The sequence below is a fragment of the Chryseobacterium sp. AG844 genome (assembly GCF_003182335.1).
Lineage (GTDB): Bacteria > Bacteroidota > Bacteroidia > Flavobacteriales > Weeksellaceae > Chryseobacterium > Chryseobacterium cupriresistens.
Genome location: NZ_QGTV01000003.1, coordinates 91718 through 110014, shown reverse-complemented (window position 1 = coordinate 110014; position 18297 = coordinate 91718). Strand labels below are relative to the sequence as shown.

The window sequence follows — 18297 nt, the reverse complement described above, 5'->3', positions numbered from 1 at the left end:
GATATAAAATTATAAATTATTGAGTGAAAAAGACAGTACAAATGTAATTTACTTATACTGTCTTTCAAAAACCTGATTACATAAACTGTTTTCCGAACTGCTCTCTGAATGCTTCATCACCTAGTTCAAGACGCTGTGCATAGATGGCTTTAGCATCTTCTCCGGCCACATATCTCAGTTGTTTTTTACCATCTGTTGCAGCCTCATAAACTACTACTGCAATCTGTTCCGGTGTAGATGCTGCTTCCATCATTCCTTCCATTTTAGAAAACAAAGAATTCGTCATCTCTTCATAAGCAGGACTGGATGCTGAGTCCAGAGAACGGCTTACAAAATCCGTTTTAATTCCTCCTGGAGAAACAGTTTTAATATCAATTCCCAAAGTATTAAGCTCAAAAGCTAAGCTTTCACTCCACCCTTCAAGGGCCCACTTGGTCGCATGATAAGTAGAACCCAATGGGAATGCCACCAGTCCTCCTATAGACGTTGTAGAAATGAACATTCCTTTTTTCTGTTCTCTGAAGTAAGGAATAAATGCCTGTGTAACGCGTATAACCCCTAATAAATTCGTGTCAAGCTGTTTGACGATCTGATCATCAGAAAGTGCTTCCAAAGGTCCTATAAGGCCATATCCTGCGTTATTATACACCACATCGATGTCTCCAAGTTCAAGAGCCTGCTTTACAGTAGACTTAATCTGTTCCGGATTGGTAACATCCAGCGGAAGTACAGTTACATTCTCCAAAGCCGCAAGATCAGCTGCTGCTTCAGGGGTTCTCATAGTCGCGATTACTTTCCATCCGTTGTTTTGAAATAATTGGGCAGCTGCTTTTCCTAATCCTGTAGAAGCACCTGTTATAAAAATTGTTTTCATTTTTCTTGGTTTAAAATTACAGGACAAAGTTCTGCATTACAACAAACGCCGGAGTTGCCAAAATGGGGTAAGGTGTAGCCAAAACGGGTTCTTCAATATATTTGTTTTTTGTAAGTTTGTCCCGATCTATTTTTATGGCAGAATATATTCTTGACAACATCAATATCAGTACACTTTCCGTATATGACCTGCTGAAACATACCTCAGACAGTGCATTTATCGGGATCAGGGATTTTCGTGAAATCTATCCTGTTGCTATTGAAAACAATACAGGAATATTTACAAAACAATCTTCACTGCAGGATTTTCCGATGGTTACCATCAGCAAAATAAACAGCACTCTGCTTTGTTCCTGCACCTGCAGCAATGAAAAGAACCAGCTTTGTTCTCATCAGGCAGAAATAATCCACTGCATTATTGAGGATAAAAACTATCGCCTGTTTTTTGATGAAGCACTCCGCAAAAAAACCTTTCTTCCCAGAGCAAAAGAATATGGGCTGGAAAATGAGCCGGATCTGGATCAGTATTTTGAACTGGAATATACTGAAGGCAAAATTAAAATACTGCCCAGAATCAAAGAAATGCTTCCTGCAGATGATGTGATGCTGGCAAGGGATCTTCTTCCTCAGCTTCCTTCTAAACTGGATGAGCTGGCAGTATTGGAATCGGGTAAAAAGCAAATATTGGTTATCGGTAAACACCGTTATTACAATCATATGACCTTCTCACTGATGGAGGCAGAAATAACTCAGACAGGAAAGCTCAAAAATCCCGTAACTCCTGTAGATGCCATGCAGCTTATCTGGAAAGCAGAAAAACCTGCAGACATCAAATTTTATACTGCCATTACTACTTTTCAGAACAACTATAATGAAGATTACAATACGGGAGAACTGGAAGCGTTAAAACTTATTGTACAGAACCCTCTGGAACTGGAAGTCTATTATCACGACCGGGAAATCGCAGAAACCGTTTCCGCAAAGTCACTTTCCCATATTGAATTAAACACTTTAGATGCAGAAGTTCAATTATCTGTCTTTAAGAAAGATCCGTTTTTTGAAATCACCGGAGAACTGTTGTTTAATGACATTGCTCTTCCCTTTAAAAATATTGTTCTCAGAAATGAGTATTTTGTGTATAACCGAAACATTTTCAGCTTTGTAGACAATCCGGACATGCTCAGAATCATCCGGTTCTTTAAGGCTCATAATGAAATTTTACTGGTTCATTCTTCAAAATATGAAGCTTTCATGCAGGACATTCTGTCTGCTTTAGAAGAACGTATTAACATCAATTACAATTATATACGACCTGCAACGAAAGTGCAGCTTGAAGACAAAAATTATCAGACTGAAAAAGTCATTTATCTCCGTCAGCAGGAAAATTATATAGGAATTACTCCCGTCATGAAATATGGTGATGTGGAAGTTCCGGTCTATTCCAGGAAGCAGATTTTTGATACCGATCATAATGGAAATCCATTTAAAATAGAAAGAAATGAATCAGCCGAAGCCCGCTTTACTTCTTTGGTGATGCAGCAGCACCCTGATTTTGAAGACCAGATGGACGGCTATCAGTATTTTTATCTTCACAGGGATAAGTTCCTGGATAATAACTGGTTTCTTGAAGCATTTGAGACCTGGAGAAATGAAGGAATCATCATACTTGGTTTTAACGAATTAAAAAACAATAAATTAAATCCGCATCGGGCAAAAATCAATATTCAGATTACCAGCGGACTGGATTGGTTTAACGCTAAACTGAAAGTAGGATTTGGTCCCAAAGAAGCTTCTCTGAAACAGCTTCACCGGGCCATCCGGAATAAGAGTAAATTCGTCCAGCTGGATGACGGCAGTATGGGAATTCTTCCCGAAGAATGGATGGAAAAGATAGCTGCTTACTTCAGAGCGGGAGAAATTGATGAAGAGCTTTTAAAGATTCCGAAAATCAATTTTTCGGAGGTAACGTCACTGTTTGAAAAAGAAATTCTGAGCAAGGAGATTCAGGAAGAACTTACCTCCTATTCCGCTAGGTTTTCAAAAGTAAAGAACATTCCGGAAGTAGCTGTTCCCTCTGAGCTGAATGCTGAGCTGAGAGATTACCAGCATGACGGATTGAACTGGCTTAATTTTCTTGACAGTTTCAACTTCGGAGGATGTCTTGCAGATGATATGGGGCTTGGAAAAACCATTCAGATCATTGCTTTTATTCTTTCACAGAGGGAAAAAAGAGGCCACACCACCAACCTGATTGTGGTTCCTACTTCCCTGCTCTTCAACTGGCAGGAAGAGATCAGCAGATTTGCGCCTTCCATAAAAGTTCTGCTTCATTATGGTGCAGACCGTCCAAAAACAACAGCTCATATGCCTGATTACGAAGTAGTTCTTACCACCTATGGGATGCTGCTTTCTGACATTCAATTTTTGAAAAATTTTAATTTCAATTATGTATTTCTGGATGAATCACAGGTGATTAAAAATCCTAATTCAGAAAGATACAAAGCCGCAAGACTTCTTCAATCAAGAAACAGAATTGTACTAACGGGGACGCCCGTTGAAAACAGTACTTTTGATCTTTACAGCCAGCTTTCTTTTGCCTGTCCCGGATTATTGGGAAGTAAACAGTATTTTAAAGACATTTATGCTATCCCTATTGATAAATTTGAGTACAGCAAACGTGCCATAGAGCTTCAGCAAAAGATAAAGCCATTTATCCTCAGAAGAACTAAGAAACAGGTTGCCAAAGAACTTCCGGCGAAAACTGAAACAGTAATCTACTGTGAAATGAATACGGAACAGCGCAAAATTTATGATGCTTATGAAAAGGAACTTCGTGAGTTTATTGCCGCCAACGATGACGATGATCTTAACAAAAACAGCATGCACGTTCTTACAGGGCTTACGAGGCTCAGACAGATCTGTAATTCCCCTGTCCTGATGAAAGAGGGATATTCAGGTGAAAATGCCGTTAAAATTGAAATTCTGATGGAGCAAATCCTTGGAAAATCCAAAGATCATAAAATCCTTGTTTTCTCACAATTTGTCGGAATGCTGGACCTCATAAAGACAGAACTGGAACGCCACAATATTCAGTTTGAATATTTAACAGGTCAAACGAAAGACAGGGGTGAAACAGTAGCTCATTTTCAGAACAATGAAGATATCCGTGTATTTTTGATCAGCTTAAAGGCCGGAGGTGTCGGTCTCAATCTTACCCAGGCAGATTATATTTATCTTGTTGACCCATGGTGGAATCCTGCAGCTGAAAACCAGGCTATTGACCGAAGTTACCGTATAGGACAGACAAAAAATGTAATTGCGGTAAGGATGATCTGCTCCAATACCGTAGAAGAAAAGATTCTTACCCTTCAGAAAAAGAAAAAAGAACTGGCTCAGAACCTATTGCTCACTGACGGAAAGAAGCTTCAGGGATTGTCTAAGCAGGATTTGATGAATTTACTGGGATCTGAATCGTAATATAAAAGCTTAAAACCAGCAAAAAAAACCGACAGGTAAAAGACCTGTCGATTAAAAAAACAAAAATTGATATGGATATGATTTAGATATGATGTGTCTATTTTTTTATCATCTTTTCTGTAAAGATTTTTTGATTTCTTGTGTGAATTTTGATCAAATAAGTTCCTTGAACAAAACGGTCCATTGAAATCGTCATCGAATTACCTTCCAGCATCTTTTGTCCGGACATGTTATAAATTTCATATTTCTCCAATCCTTCTTTCATCTTGATTGTTACAGAATTTGCGGTAGGATTTGGATATATGGCAACAAGACTTGATGCCTCTTTAGAAACTTCAAGGGTTGAAAGACTCTCAGGCTGAATATTTATAGTATAATCTTCTGCCTGACCGATAAACCAATCCGAAGGACAGGGAAGATTCTTCAAAGCTCCCATCCAGGAATTGGATTCATAGGCTTTTACCAGTCTGAAACGGGTTTCTCCCAACTGTGCACCAGCCGGAATGGTGATATTGCCTGTTGCAATCCCGGACTGCTGGCCAGGAACCGGATTGGAATTATCCAGATAGCCCAGATTAAACTGCTCATCAGCATCAAACTGATTATTATGGTTAAAATCAATATAAGCATAAGCGGATACGGTGGTTTGGCCATGGGTACCACCTGTTACGGTTATCGGATAGCTATTTCCACGGTTGACATTGAAAACTGTTGCTGTGAAGTTTTCAAGCACATCGGAATTTCCATCCAATGCACTGTTTCTAACAACTCCGGCAAATTCTACCGTACTGATCTCACTCACGGTTGAACTTGTAATATTTTCAGTACCGCAATAAGGAGCCGGGAAACTCGCTGTATTTCCTATGATATTCACTGTATAATCTTCCGTCTGCCCTGCTCTTAAACTGCTGTCGCAAGCTGAGCTTATAGAATTAGCGGCTGCCGGATCGGAATAAGCCTGAACATTGGTATTTTTAAGAACTCTCATTCTTGTACTTCCGATGGCAGCATTGGCCGGGATTGCTATGGTATTATTAACTGTAAAAGCATTGGCCGGATTGGCTGCTCCAAGTCTTCCGATATAAAAGCTCTCTCCTGCATCATCAAAATTTCCGTTCTGATTAAAGTCTATAAAAACAACTACATCGCTGGGAAATGTACTGGAAGGACCTTGCACAGAGATTGGATAAGAACTTCCCGACTGCAGATCTGTGGAGATTGCCGTAAAATTCTCATAAATTTGTGCATTGGACGACTGAACAGGTGATGAATTATTAATCGTTCCGAAAGTCACATTACTGATCATATTACTGTCAGCTCCATACTGAAAGGTTGGCATACAATATTGCAGCTGCGCATTCGTCAGTGATGCAAGTACAATACCAGAAAGAGTAGTTATTTTTTTCATTTTCTTTGTTCAATTTCCTGGGACAAATTTATATTTATTTAGAATGAATAAAAATAACAATGTAATGATATTTGTCAGTTTAATAAAAATAGAGCATTAAACATTCGTCTGCACTTATTGAACATTCTGTTTGACCAATGGATAATCAATCTGTTACCAACGCAAAAGATCCTTCTCAAATTTAACTTTAAGAAAGATCTTTTTTAATATAATAATTGAAATCTAAGGTAATTTATGCCTTTTAACCTATATTTTCGATAAGAACTGCGGAAGCGCCTCCTCCTCCATTACAGATGGCAGCAATTCCATACTTTCCTTTTTCCTGGTGTAAAACATTCACTAAAGTGGTCATAATCCTTGCTCCTGAAGCACCAATCGGATGTCCCAATGCCACTGCTCCTCCGTATACATTTACCTTGCTGATATCATAATCTAGAATTTTTTGATTGGATAGAATTACTGAAGAATACGCTTCATTAATCTCGAAAAAGTCGATATCTGACAGATTGAGACCTGTTTGTTTCAACAATTTCTGAACAGCGATGGAAGGTGAAGTGGTAAACCATTCCGGTGCCTGAGCGGCATCTGCATAGGCTATTATTTTTGCCAGTGGTTTTAAATTATGTTGCTCTATTGCTTCAGAAGACGCTAGTAAAAGGGCTGCAGCACCATCATTCAGATTGCTGGAATTGGCTGCTGTAAGTGTTCCGTCGGCTTCAAATGCAGGTTTCAAAAGGGAAATTTTCTCTGGGATCAGTTTATCAATATCTTCGTCTTTATCAACGATTGCAGTTCCTTTTTTCCCTTCAATGGATATTGGGATCAATTCGTTGCCAAACTTGCCGTTCTTTGCCGCTTCCTGAGCTCTCTGGTATGAGAGAAGGGCATAATCATCAAGCTCCTGTCTGGTAAGTCCATATTTCTTCACACCCAATTCAGCTGCACTTCCCATATGGAAATCATTGTAGACATCCCATAGCCCGTCTTTAATCAATCCATCAGTAAGATTCGTATCTCCCAGTTTTGTCCCCTGGCGGATTTTGACATAATGCGGAACGTTGCTCATGCTTTCCATTCCTCCCGTCATAACAATATGATCCATTCCAAGCTGAATTTGCTGTGCACCCATCATTGCCGATTTCATTCCGGAAGCACAAACTTTGTTGATTGTGGTAGCGTCTTTGTCCACAGGAATTCCGGCAAAGATAGCCGCCTGCCTTGCTGGCGATTGTCCCAATCCAGCACTCAGCACATTTCCCATATATACACTGTCTATATGTTCCGGAGCAAGTCCGATACTTTCATAAGCATTCTGAATGGCAAAAGCCCCCAGCTGAGTCGCTGTAAATCCTGACAGAATTCCCATAAAACCTCCAACCGGGGTTCGTTTTGCTGCTACTATAAATACTTCTTTCATAGATTTTATTTTTAAATATACCGATCAGTATATTTTGATTAAAAAAAATCCTTTTTATATTGACAAAGGAATATAACAAAGATAATTAAAATATACCAATCGGTATATTCGTAGACAAAAAAAATCTTACTTTTTGTAAGACTTTATTATTTATGCTCTGCTTAGTTGGTCTAATCTTTTCAACAGCGTAGGCATTCTGTAATCGCCATGCATCTGTTGTACTTTTAATTGAACTTCATCTACATTTATTCCTTTCGCTGTTACAAAAAGTGGGGTTTTACTTTCTCCACGAACTGCATTTCTTCGTTGGGAATCAGGAGTTCTAAATTCATTCTTTGCAATCCCAACTATAGGATACTTTTCTTCCAGTTCTTCATACAGATGACCACCCAGGCCAATTTTCCCATTATTATCCAAAGTGACATATCCATCAACAATGATAATGTCTTCTGGTCTTAATGTTATTTTTTTTAGCAGACTCAAAATACAGGGCAATTCTCTTTTGTAAAAAGCCCCGCTTTCATATTCTGAACTTACGGGAATCTGTTCTATAAAGACTTCCACTTCTTTTTCAGAGGTCCAGTCTTCAAATGCAATACACACGGTATTGGCATAATCCTCATAATAATAGGTATCAAATGCGTAAATCATATTTATTTCTTAAAAAACTCACCGAAGTGCCACAATATTCCTGAAGGATCATGTACAAAGCACTCTTTCCCCCAATCCATTGTTCTTACAGGAGTAAGCCTCACATTTTCATATTTTTCTGTAAGCTCCAGAGACAAGAGTTCTTTCCAGAATTCATCTGTATTGGCAACTTCCATAAAGATCATGGTATTATCCACCCAGTCTTTTGCATAATAATCCTGGAGATAAAAACCGATTTCTTCTCTTGTAAATAAAGACAATTTAGATTCCAGAACTACTTCTTGAAATCCCATATCTCTGTAAAAATTTCTGCTGATCTCAAAGTTTTGCGCTCCGATAAAAGGTCTGATGGATTTCAGTTTTGGTGTCATAATTTTTTATTTTTCCAGTTTTCAGAACTCATTTGAAACTTGATTTCTCCTTTTCCATGGGGTCCAGCTTCCTTCCATCCAGATTTTCTGTAAAAGATTTCAGCCCTTGTTCCAGGTGAAGTACCCAGCCATACGGAATCTTTATTTTGTTCAAAATACCAGTCCAGCATAATATCATGGAGTTTCCTGCCTATTCCAAGGTTTTCAAAATCCGGATGTACAAAGAGCGCCCAGATATTGTTTTCTTTCAGATCTGCAATGGAAAAACCAACGATCTGATCTTCCATCTCACAAACCCAACCTTTTCCTCTTTGGAATAGAAATTCCTCACAATCTTTATCGGTAACCAATCCAGGATCTGACAGCGTGTTTTCTTTCACGGAGTTTCTCACAACCTGTATTTGTGGAATGTCTTTTGGCCTTGCTTCCCGGATTATGGTTTTCATGGTAATGTTTTGCTGGCAGTTTACAGGAATGATATTTTTTAAACCTTGATAAGGTTAAAAAAATATCATTCCAATTAAAGTTAATAATTATTTTCTGTCAACCACAATTCTTTCTTCTCTGTTGGCAATATCCCATGCAGTGGTAAAAATAAGCTGGGTTCTTTTCTCCAGCAACTGATAATCAATTTTTTCAGGATCATCACCTGGTTTGTGATAATCTTCATGAATACCGTCAAAGAAAAATGCTACAGGAATATTATGTTTAGCAAAATTATAGTGGTCTGAACGGTAATACAATTGTTCAGGGTCATTCAAGTCATCGTATTTGTAATTCAGTTCCAGGTTGTTAGTTCTTTTGTTCGCCGCTTCGTTGATTACTTTAAGTTGGGAGCTCAACATTTCAGAACCAATCACATAGACATATTGTTTTCCTCTGTTGGCAGGATCATCACGTCCGATCATATCAATATTAAGATCAACCACGGTATTGGCTAACGGGAAAACAGGATTTTCGGAATAATATTCTGAACCGAAAAGTCCATGTTCCTCTCCTGTAACATGAAGAAACAGAATAGATCTTTTAGGCCCTTTTCCTGCTTTTTTAGCCTGTTGGAATGCTTTTGCAATTTCCATTACAGCTACAGTTCCACTTCCGTCATCGTCTGCTCCATTGTACACAACTCCATTTTTGGTACCTACGTGATCATAATGAGCAGAAACCACCACAATCTCGTCCGGTTTTTCACTTCCTTCAATAAAAGCTAAAATATTTTCAGAATCCGGAAGGTTACCTCCTCCTCTTTTCTTCATGAATTCAGACGGTACTTTCTGATAGTAAGAGCCTAGTGCTTTAGGAGCTGAAATACCCAGATTCTTATAGTAATTAATCATATACTCACCCGCTTTTTTCTGTCCTTTGCTTCCGGTATCCCGCCCTTCCATATCGTCTGCTGCAATGACGTAAAGGTTTTTCTTTAAATCCTCTGCATTAATCTCTTTATAGGCATTGTTAAACGCTTTGTTATGTTTTGTTGAAACAGGATGTGAAGCATTCCCGTCAGATATTTTTGCCGTTCCACAACTGGTTACTACAGCCATTGCCAATAACGGAATAAGTATTTTTCTCATAAAAGATAAATTTCTTAAAAATAACAATTTTTATTGAATCCCAGTATTAATAATCAATAGGACAAAATAATATGCAGTTCATTACAAATCTACCAATACATAAGCTTAAGTGCAATTTTAATATTAAAATTTTATTATATTTGATAAAAATACAAAATAAGTGAAAGAAATTTACGGATTTACTCATTATTCCTTTTTTACGGAAATGTCCGAGCTGGCAGCCAGGCACGGAAGCTTTGATCTTTCTCTGGGACTTCCCGATTTTGATATTGATGAACGCCTGAAAGTATTTTTAAAGGAAGCTGCTGAACACAACACGCATCACTATGAACCTCTTGCAGGCAATCCTCTGCTGATGGAGAGCATTATCAGATTCAATGCAAAACGAGCTCATCAAATAACGGTTACCACAAAGGAAATCACGATTGTACCCTGTGCAACCTTTGCTTTATATACTGCACTTAAATCAATTCTGAATCAAGGTAATGAAGTTATCATTATTCAACCTTCATACTACACTTATGGGCCAGCTGTTGTTATGAATGGAGGAATTCCTGTTTATTATGATCTTGATGGTGATTTTACCATAGATTGGAATCTGTTTAAAGACTGTATTACTGAAAAGACAAGAGCAGTCATTGTCAACTCTCCCCAGAATCCAACCGGAAAAATATGGAAAAAAGAAGACTGGAATCAGCTCTATGAACTGATCAAAGACCGTGATATTTATTTGATTTCAGAAGAAATATATGATACTTATTGTTATGATGAAACTGAACATTACAGTTCTTTCATCCATCCTGAACTCAGGGAAAAGACTTTCTGTATTTTTTCTTTCGGTAAAATGTTTCATACTTCGGGATGGAAAGTGAGTTATATGCTTGCTTCAGAAGTTTTAACAACAAGATTTCAATGTCATCAACAGTATATTTCTTACAGTGCCAATGCTCCTGCACAATATGCTATCGCAAAATATCTCGACGTATTTGATCCGGATCTCAATAAAAAACTCATGCAGAAAAAAAGAGATATTTTTAATGAAATGATTAAAGAAACACCGCTTCAGATCGAACAACAAGCGGAAGGAAGTGTTTTTCAGGTTGTTAATTTCAGGACTATTTCTAAAAACATGACAGATGTAGAGTTTTCAAAATGGCTTACCATTGATAAGAGGGTTTCCTGCCTTCCACTTTCTGCTTTTTACAATTCCAGAGATAATTCTGATTATATCAGGTTTAGTTTTGCTAAAAAAGATGAATTGATTATTCAGGCTTTGGAGCATTTGAAAAGAAGTCTTTGATTTTTCTGGATTTGCTTTTCCCAAAGATCACACAAATTTTCACAGATGATGGCTGATATTTTTTGCCTGGATTTTTTATGACGTGGATAGACGTGAAAAAGCACCGCCATAGCGATGCTTTTGTACTATTTTCACATTGATTTTAAAGAGCCAATACTCTTACATCAATTCTTCTGTTTTTTGCTTTGCATTCATCAGTGTCATTAGCTTCACAAACAGGATGCTGTGAACCATATCCTTCTGCTTCTATTCTGTCTCCAGAAATACCTAGTTCGAGCAGTTTAAGTTTGGCTGTCTGTGCTCTCAGATTGGATAATTTGATGTTACTATCTTCATTACCGCTGTTATCTGTATATCCGCCCAGTTTTATTTTCAGATCCGGATAAGCATTTAAAATTTCTGACAAAGTATTCAATTGAAGCACGGATTCTGCTTTCAGATCACTTGAACCTGTTTCAAAATAAAGGTTTTCAATGGTATACCACTTATTTGGATCTAATGCAGACTTATCTTTTTGTTTCACCACATTGTAAAGTTGGTAAAGCTGGCTTCCGTCACCAATAGCAATTGTTTTTCCTCCGTCCAGTTTTATTTTCTGAATATTACCTGTTTCATATACAAAGTCTCCGTTTTCATTAAGGTGTCCTTTAATTTCTCCCGGAATGACCGTAATGATTTTAGAATCTCCATTTACAGCAGGTGCAGAACTGGAAATTCCTGTAAGACTTTCAATTTTTGCTTTTCTGTTAGCTTCAATTTTATCTTTATGCAAAACAGCCAAAGTAGGTGCAATCACCAAAGAAACGATTGACATTAATTTGATCAGGATGTTCATCGAAGGTCCTGATGTATCTTTAAACGGATCTCCCACCGTATCACCTGTCACAGATGCTTTATGAGGTTCTGAACCTTTATAATAGGTCTGACCATTGATGTCAACTCCTTTTTCAAATGATTTTTTGGCATTATCCCAGGCCCCGCCTGCATTGTTCTGGAACATTCCCATCAAAACACCGCATACTGTAGCACCAGCCAGAAATCCTCCCAGTACTTCGGGACCAAAAATAAATCCTATTAATAAAGGAGAAACGATGGCTATGGCACCAGGAAGCATCATTTTTCTGATGGAAGCATCTGTAGAAATGGCAACACATTTTTCATATTCGGGCTGTGCTTTCCCTTCCAGAATTCCCGGAATTTCACGGAATTGTCTTCTTACTTCTTCTACCATTGCCATAGCAGCCTGTCCTACTGCGGTAATCGCCAATGAGGAGAAGATAAACGGAATCATCCCACCTACAAAAAGTCCGGCAAGAACATCTGCTCTGTAAATATCAATACCATCAATTCCTGCAATTCCTACAAAAGCAGCAAATAAGGCCAATGCTGTTAAGGCAGCTGAAGCAATGGCAAATCCTTTTCCTGTAGCAGCCGTTGTATTTCCTACGGCATCCAGAATATCTGTTTTTTCACGTACTTCTTTGGGAAGTTCACTCATCTCAGCAATACCTCCGGCATTATCTGCGATAGGTCCAAAAGCATCAATAGCAAGCTGCATGGCTGTGGTAGCCATCATTCCAGCTGCGGCAATTGCCACTCCATAAAGTCCGGCACACAGATAAGAACCATAAATTCCTCCCGCCAATACAATAATAGGAAGCAAAGTAGATTCCATTCCCACGGAAAGCCCACCGATAATATTGGTTGCATGCCCTGTAGAAGACTGTCTCACAATACTGGAAACCGGTCTTTTTCCCATGGCTGTATAATATTCTGTAATGATACTCATTAAGGTTCCTACTACTAATCCCACCATTATCGCTCCGAAAACACCCATTTTAGTAAACTCATGTCCTCTTAAAACCATTTTTTCAGGAAGGATATACGTTACCAGAAAATAGGAAGCAATAGCCGTAATCACAATACTTCCCCAGTTTCCAAGATTTAATGCATTTTGTACGCTGGAAGTGGATGAGCCTTCATTATCATTAATTTTCACAAATAAAGTTCCGATCATTGAAAATATAATTCCCGTTCCTGCAATCAGCATTGGTAAAAGAATCGGGGCAAAGCCTCCGAAGGCGTCATCAGAAATGGTTTCTCTGCCTAATACCATGGTAGCCAAAACCGTTGCTACGTAAGAACCGAAAAGGTCAGCTCCCATTCCTGCAACATCTCCTACATTGTCTCCCACATTATCTGCAATGGTAGCCGGGTTTCGGGGATCGTCTTCGGGAATTCCGGCCTCCACTTTTCCCACAAGGTCAGCACCTACGTCTGCAGCTTTTGTATAAATACCGCCTCCTACTCTTGCAAAAAGGGCAATAGATTCAGCTCCAAGAGAAAATCCGGTAAGAATTTCAATGGTTCTTTCCATTTCATGAGAATCTACGGTAGCTTCAGGGGCAAAAATCTGTTTAATAATCAGAAATAAAGCACCTAATCCTAAAACAGCAAGGCCAGCGACTCCCATTCCCATCACAGAACCTCCGGTAAAAGATACTTTAAGGGCTTTTGACAGTGAAGTTCTTGCCGCTTCAGCTGTTCTGACATTAGCTTTGGTAGCGATTTTCATTCCGATAAAACCTGCACATGCTGAGAAAATAGCACCTACTACAAAGGCAATTCCTATACTCCAGTGTGAATTGGCATTACTTGACCCCATCACTGCCAGTAAAATGGCAACGACTACAACAAAGTACGTTAAGATTTTGTATTCAGCCTTTAGAAAAGCCATTGCACCATCTGCAATGTGGCCGCTGATTGTTTTCATTTTTTCATTTCCGGCATTCTGTTTATTGACCCAGCTGCTCTGAAGAAATGTATAAAGCAAAGCTATGACACCAAAAATTGGCACTAACACAAATAGATCCATAGTTTATTATTTTATATTAAAAAATTGAGATTAGTCTTATAAATATAATGAAATTATAAACACGCAATAAAATTCACTAATAATAATCTATTATTTTGTAAATTTGTTTCTCACCACAATTTGAATTAATCATTTATGAAAAGGATTTTATATACACTTTTTTTATCTGTAAGCATAAGCAGTTGTCATAATAAGATACCTAAAGAAAAAGCTGAAATACTCTATTTTGGAGGTCCTATTATAACCATGGAGGATTCTCTTCCGCAAGTTGAAGCAGTAGCAGTTAAAGACGGGAAAATACTTTTTGCCGGAACAAAATCGGAGGCAGAACGTTTTTCAGAACCGGCCACCAAAATGATTAATTTAAATGGAAAAACCCTTCTTCCCGGTTTTATAGATGTTCATGGGCATCTTACTTCAAGAGCAGGAATTATGGATGCTGTAGATCTGTCTCCCGAACCCTATGGCACGGTGAATTCAATCAAAGATTTGCAGAATACAATTAAAAGCTATATCAAAAACAATAAAATTAACGGTCAGCAACCCATTATCGGAAATGGGTATGATGATGCGATTATGACAGAGCACCGTCATCCTACAAAAACAGAACTGGATGCCATCAGCAAAACCAATCCTATTATTGTTATTCATGCTTCGGGCCATGCCAGCGTTGCAAACAGCGCCATGTTACAACTGCTGGGAATAACAGAGTCATCAAAAGATCCTGAAGGAGGACACATTGGCAGGGACAAAAAAACAGGAAAACTGAACGGAAAACTAGAAGAGAATGCCAGTTTCACTGCTTTATTGACCTTAACGGAAAAAATGAATAAAGGCAAAGATACTCAGGCTCACGCCATGGAAAACCTGATGAAGGCTCAGGATGAATGGCTCAGCTATGGACAGACTACCATTTGTGATGGGAGAACCATGGGCGAAAGTGTTGCTCTGTTAGAAAAGGCAGCATCTCAACATCTTTTTAAAGCTGATGTTGTTTACTTTCCCGATTATGAATATTTCAAAAAGGATTTCAACAGTTTCAAACCAAAATATATGAAATATGAAAACCGCTTGAAACTGGCCGGGTTCAAATTTTCTGATGATGGTTCTCCACAGGGAAAAACGGCCTGGCTCACTCAGCCTTATTTAGTTCCACCTGAAGGTCAGTCTAAAGATTATAAAGGGTTTCCCATCTTCACGGATGAAACGTTATATAACGACCTGAAAACACTTTTCCAGAATCACATAACTGCACAGCTTCATGTAAATGGAGATGCCGCCATTGATCAGGCTATACGGGTTATTAAAAGGTTAAAAGATGAAAATATTTACCATCCGGAATTACGGGCAACGTTAATTCATGTGCAAAACAGCCGCCCGGATCACATTCAGAAAATAAAAGAATTAGGGGTAATTCCTTCTTACTTTTCTACTCATGCGTATTTATGGGGAGACTGGCATTATTCAAGTGTTTTCGGTCCTGAAAGAGCTGCTTTTATAAGTCCGGCCAACTCAGCATTAAAAGCAGGAATTACGTTTACCATTCATCATGACGCTCCGGTTACACCACCCGATCTGATTACCGCAGTTTATGCAGCAGTGAATAGAAAGACGCGTTCGGGAATGATCTTAGGACCTAATGAAAGAATTACTCCCATGGAAGCTTTAAAAGCGATTACCATTAACGGAGCCTATCAGTTGCAGGAAGAAAATAAAAAAGGTTCTATTAAAGCAGGTAAAATGGCTGACTTTGTTATTCTTGATCAGAATCCTTTAACGATAAGTCCTGAAAACCTCAGAAACATTAAGGTGCTTGAAACGATAAAAGAAGGAAATTCCGTATACCAAAGAAACTGAATCTATTGATATCATAAAATATTTACAAAGAAAAAAGCAGATGAAAATTCACCTGCTTTTTTGTATGTGTTGGGAAGAAAATCTTATCCTCCGAATTTTTCTGCGTAATCCGCCTGAGAAGCTTTGATCACTTTTCTTGCGTGCTCAGCTCCGTAAACTTCCTGGATTCTGCATTTTGCAGGCTCATCCGGTAAGTTTTTATAGGTAAGGAAGTAGTGCATTAATCTTTTTACTTCTGCTTCCGGTAATTCAGAAATATCTCTGAAGTGTCCGAAAGCGTGGTCATTGATCATTACAGCAACAATTTTATCATCCGCTTCACCACCGTCGATCATTTTGAAACCACCGATTGGAATAGCTTCCATCAATAAGCCTCCTGCATGGATATTGTGAGAACTTAAAACACAGATATCAAGCGGGTCATGATCTCCCATCGTTACATCATCAGCTCCAGCCTCTATAGCAAGTTTCATTACTTCATTATGGCAGTAAGTTCTAGGAACAAAACCATATAAAGCAGGGATAATGTTAGAGAATTTCTGCGGCCTGTCTACCTTTAAATATCCTGTTTCTTTATCTACTTCATATTTAATAGTATCTGAAGGAACAATTTCCACAAATACGTTTACAACATTTGGCGCATCTTCTCCTGCAGAAATTCCGTGCCATGGATGTGCTTTAAAATTTGGAATCATTATTTATCTGTTAATTTTTAAGTTATTATTAAAATTTCTTTTCTTAAATCTTCAATGGTTTCAGCAATATAGTCATTGCCTTCCATATAGTTCATGATGAAAATCGTTTTGAATTCATCCAGCTGAACCTCTCCTGTCAGCCCGTCATAAGTTTTATGAAGCAGTTCTATAATTGCATTTTTTGAGTCTACGATATTCTTCCAGGAGTTTTTTGTAATGTATAACTGCTGTGAAGAGTTGTATTCAAATTCTTCATTGATCGCCTTTTCAGTCAGGAAAATAAACTCATGAACGGCCAGTCCCCTGTCGAACCTCTGTATAAGGTTGGAAGGCTTCATTCTGTCCAGAAACAAGGTCATTCTTTCATAGGAATGTGCTTTGTTCTCTGAATTGGATTTCACACTAAGTAATTTGATTTCCTGGTTCTTAAGAGTAATGTATGAGTGTACAAATTGTCTGAGCAAAACCAGAAAAGGAATTGCAATAATCAATGCAAATGCATAGGGTAAATATCCTGATAGACTCGTCATAATTTTAGACTGCAAAATTACTAATTATTTTCCGTCTTCTAAAGAGTTTTTAAAGATATCCACTTTAGAAATTTGTATATAGACCAAAGCAAGGATAATTATAAGATAAAAGCCAAGCATCATCCTGTTTACCAGAGACGGAAAAACCAAAAATCTCAGCATGACAGTTGTGTAAATAACAGCAAAAAACAAGAGCTGAGCCTGATTCTTCTTATTGTAAAACGAGAAACGATTGGCTAAAATGATTACAATAAAAATCAATAAAACCGGAAAGTAAGAAGAATTGAACTCCAACATTACATTGCTTTTAATAAAGTGAATATAATCTGCAAAGGAAAACGGATCAGGCTGCGACACAGGATAAATCTGAACTTTGGTAAACTGATTCATAAAAAGGGCAGACCACGAAACCCGATTAAAAGCCTGTATTAAAAAGAAGGAAAGAAATATATATCCATATGATACCAGTAATGAACCTGTTGTAATCTGAAAGTTATTTCTATAAAAATAAATAAGGGCGTACAGGAATGAATAAAAAATAAAATATTCAGGTCTTGTAAGCACACACAGCATAGCCAATATGCCTGCGAAAAAGAAATTTTTTCTCACTAAAAATACATAAAAGCTCAAAAGAAGCAGCAGGCATGATAAGGAATCTGCTGAAACATGCCGGGCCGATTCCGGCAAGGGCTTGAACAGTGAAATTAAAACAGTAAGGATAAAGGCAAGAGGATAATTTCTCAGAATTTTTATCAAAAAGCTGAAAATCAGAACCAGAATCAATGCATAAGAGATAACTGAAATCAGGGAGATTGAAGCAGAAGCACTGAAACCAAGCTTAAACAATGACCAGCTGATAAAATTATAAAAAGGTTTTACCACAAAAAGCTGTAACTCTTCTTCGTAGGCTTTGGGATTTTGCGAGATGATTTTATAGTAAGTACTCTCCCCTTTGGCTACTTCCTCAGCCATTGGATTAACAGAACCAAGTCCCGCGAAATCAGGACTTTTTTCTCTCAGTTCGTCATATACCCTCTGATGAATTTCTTCAATTTTCATTTCAGGATATTCCGTTTTATAGATGAGTCCCATATAGGCTTCCATATCAGTATTGTAGTAATGGTGGGTATACAGGTAGTATGACATAACGCATACATACATTGAAAATATAAAAACAAGAATATTCTTCTTTTTTCCCATACACTGATATTAAGAATACAAATGTAAAAAAACTATCATTTAAAATGCCTAAAGAAAGTTTTTATGAAG

Annotated in this window: 14 protein-coding genes; 3 read left to right on the top strand and 11 right to left on the bottom strand. The window is 37.9% G+C overall.

The features are described from left to right. Window positions 1–76 precede the first annotated feature (76 nt). Complete coding sequence (locus DEU40_RS04375; protein WP_110008703.1) at window positions 77–874, bottom strand: SDR family oxidoreductase; 798 nt, start codon at window positions 872–874, stop codon at window positions 77–79. Between the two features lie 134 nt (window positions 875–1008). Here DEU40_RS04375 and DEU40_RS04370 point away from each other — a divergent pair, with 134 nt between their 5' ends. Then, window positions 1009–4350, top strand: a complete 3342-nt coding sequence (locus DEU40_RS04370) for a DEAD/DEAH box helicase (protein WP_110008702.1) — start codon at window positions 1009–1011, stop codon at window positions 4348–4350. 97 nt (window positions 4351–4447) lie between these two features. Here DEU40_RS04370 and DEU40_RS04365 read toward each other — a convergent pair whose 3' ends face one another. The 6 genes from DEU40_RS04365 to DEU40_RS04340 all read right to left on the bottom strand — a co-directional run bounded on the left by DEU40_RS04365 (window position 4448) and on the right by DEU40_RS04340 (window position 9771). After that, window positions 4448–5758: a T9SS type A sorting domain-containing protein gene (locus DEU40_RS04365; protein ID WP_110008701.1), complete on the bottom strand. Its 1311-nt coding sequence runs from the start codon at window positions 5756–5758 to the stop codon at window positions 4448–4450. Window positions 5759–5999: 241 nt separating this feature from the next. Then, window positions 6000–7175, bottom strand: a complete 1176-nt coding sequence (locus DEU40_RS04360; RefSeq protein WP_110008700.1) for an acetyl-CoA C-acyltransferase — start codon at window positions 7173–7175, stop codon at window positions 6000–6002. Window positions 7176–7325: 150 nt separating this feature from the next. After that, a complete protein-coding gene (locus tag DEU40_RS04355; RefSeq protein WP_110008699.1) occupies window positions 7326–7826 on the bottom strand; it encodes an endonuclease V in 501 nt (166 codons plus the stop codon). 2 nt (window positions 7827–7828) lie between these two features. Further along, entirely contained in the window at window positions 7829–8197 is a 369-nt protein-coding gene (locus DEU40_RS04350; RefSeq protein ID WP_062670171.1) for a glyoxalase, read from the bottom strand. Next, window positions 8194–8643 carry a GNAT family N-acetyltransferase gene (locus tag DEU40_RS04345; protein WP_110008698.1) on the bottom strand — a complete coding sequence of 150 codons (450 nt, stop codon included), beginning with the start codon at window positions 8641–8643 and terminating at the stop codon, window positions 8194–8196. Before DEU40_RS04345 ends, DEU40_RS04350 begins: the two co-directional genes overlap by 4 nt. An 87-nt stretch (window positions 8644–8730) precedes the next feature. After that, the gene (locus tag DEU40_RS04340) at window positions 8731–9771 is read right to left on the bottom strand and encodes a M28 family metallopeptidase (protein WP_062670175.1); all 1041 of its coding nucleotides are present in this window, start codon (window positions 9769–9771) and stop codon (window positions 8731–8733) included. Between the two features lie 160 nt (window positions 9772–9931). Here DEU40_RS04340 and DEU40_RS04335 point away from each other — a divergent pair, with 160 nt between their 5' ends. Further along, window positions 9932–11071, top strand: coding sequence for an aminotransferase class I/II-fold pyridoxal phosphate-dependent enzyme (locus tag DEU40_RS04335; RefSeq protein ID WP_110008697.1), 1140 nt, complete (start codon window positions 9932–9934; stop codon window positions 11069–11071). Window positions 11072–11213: 142 nt separating this feature from the next. Here the strand turns inward: DEU40_RS04335 and DEU40_RS04330 are convergent, their stop codons facing one another. Then, entirely contained in the window at window positions 11214–13946 is a 2733-nt protein-coding gene (locus DEU40_RS04330) for a sodium-translocating pyrophosphatase (RefSeq protein ID WP_110008696.1), read from the bottom strand. A gap of 135 nt (window positions 13947–14081) precedes the next feature. Here DEU40_RS04330 and DEU40_RS04325 point away from each other — a divergent pair, with 135 nt between their 5' ends. Further along, window positions 14082–15803 carry an amidohydrolase gene (locus DEU40_RS04325; RefSeq protein WP_110008695.1) on the top strand — a complete coding sequence of 574 codons (1722 nt, stop codon included), beginning with the start codon at window positions 14082–14084 and terminating at the stop codon, window positions 15801–15803. An 83-nt stretch (window positions 15804–15886) separates the two neighbouring features. Here the strand turns inward: DEU40_RS04325 and DEU40_RS04320 are convergent, their stop codons facing one another. Genes DEU40_RS04320 through DEU40_RS04310 form a run of 3 tightly spaced genes read right to left on the bottom strand, consistent with a single transcriptional unit; the run spans window position 15887 to window position 18228 of the window. Continuing rightward, a complete protein-coding gene (locus tag DEU40_RS04320; RefSeq protein WP_047495607.1) occupies window positions 15887–16498 on the bottom strand; it encodes an inorganic pyrophosphatase in 612 nt (203 codons plus the stop codon). 17 nt (window positions 16499–16515) lie between these two features. Then, complete coding sequence (locus DEU40_RS04315; RefSeq protein WP_110008694.1) at window positions 16516–17028, bottom strand: hypothetical protein; 513 nt, start codon at window positions 17026–17028, stop codon at window positions 16516–16518. A 24-nt stretch (window positions 17029–17052) separates the two neighbouring features. After that, the gene (locus DEU40_RS04310; protein ID WP_110008693.1) at window positions 17053–18228 is read right to left on the bottom strand and encodes a hypothetical protein; all 1176 of its coding nucleotides are present in this window, start codon (window positions 18226–18228) and stop codon (window positions 17053–17055) included. Between the last annotated feature and the right edge of the window lie 69 nt (window positions 18229–18297).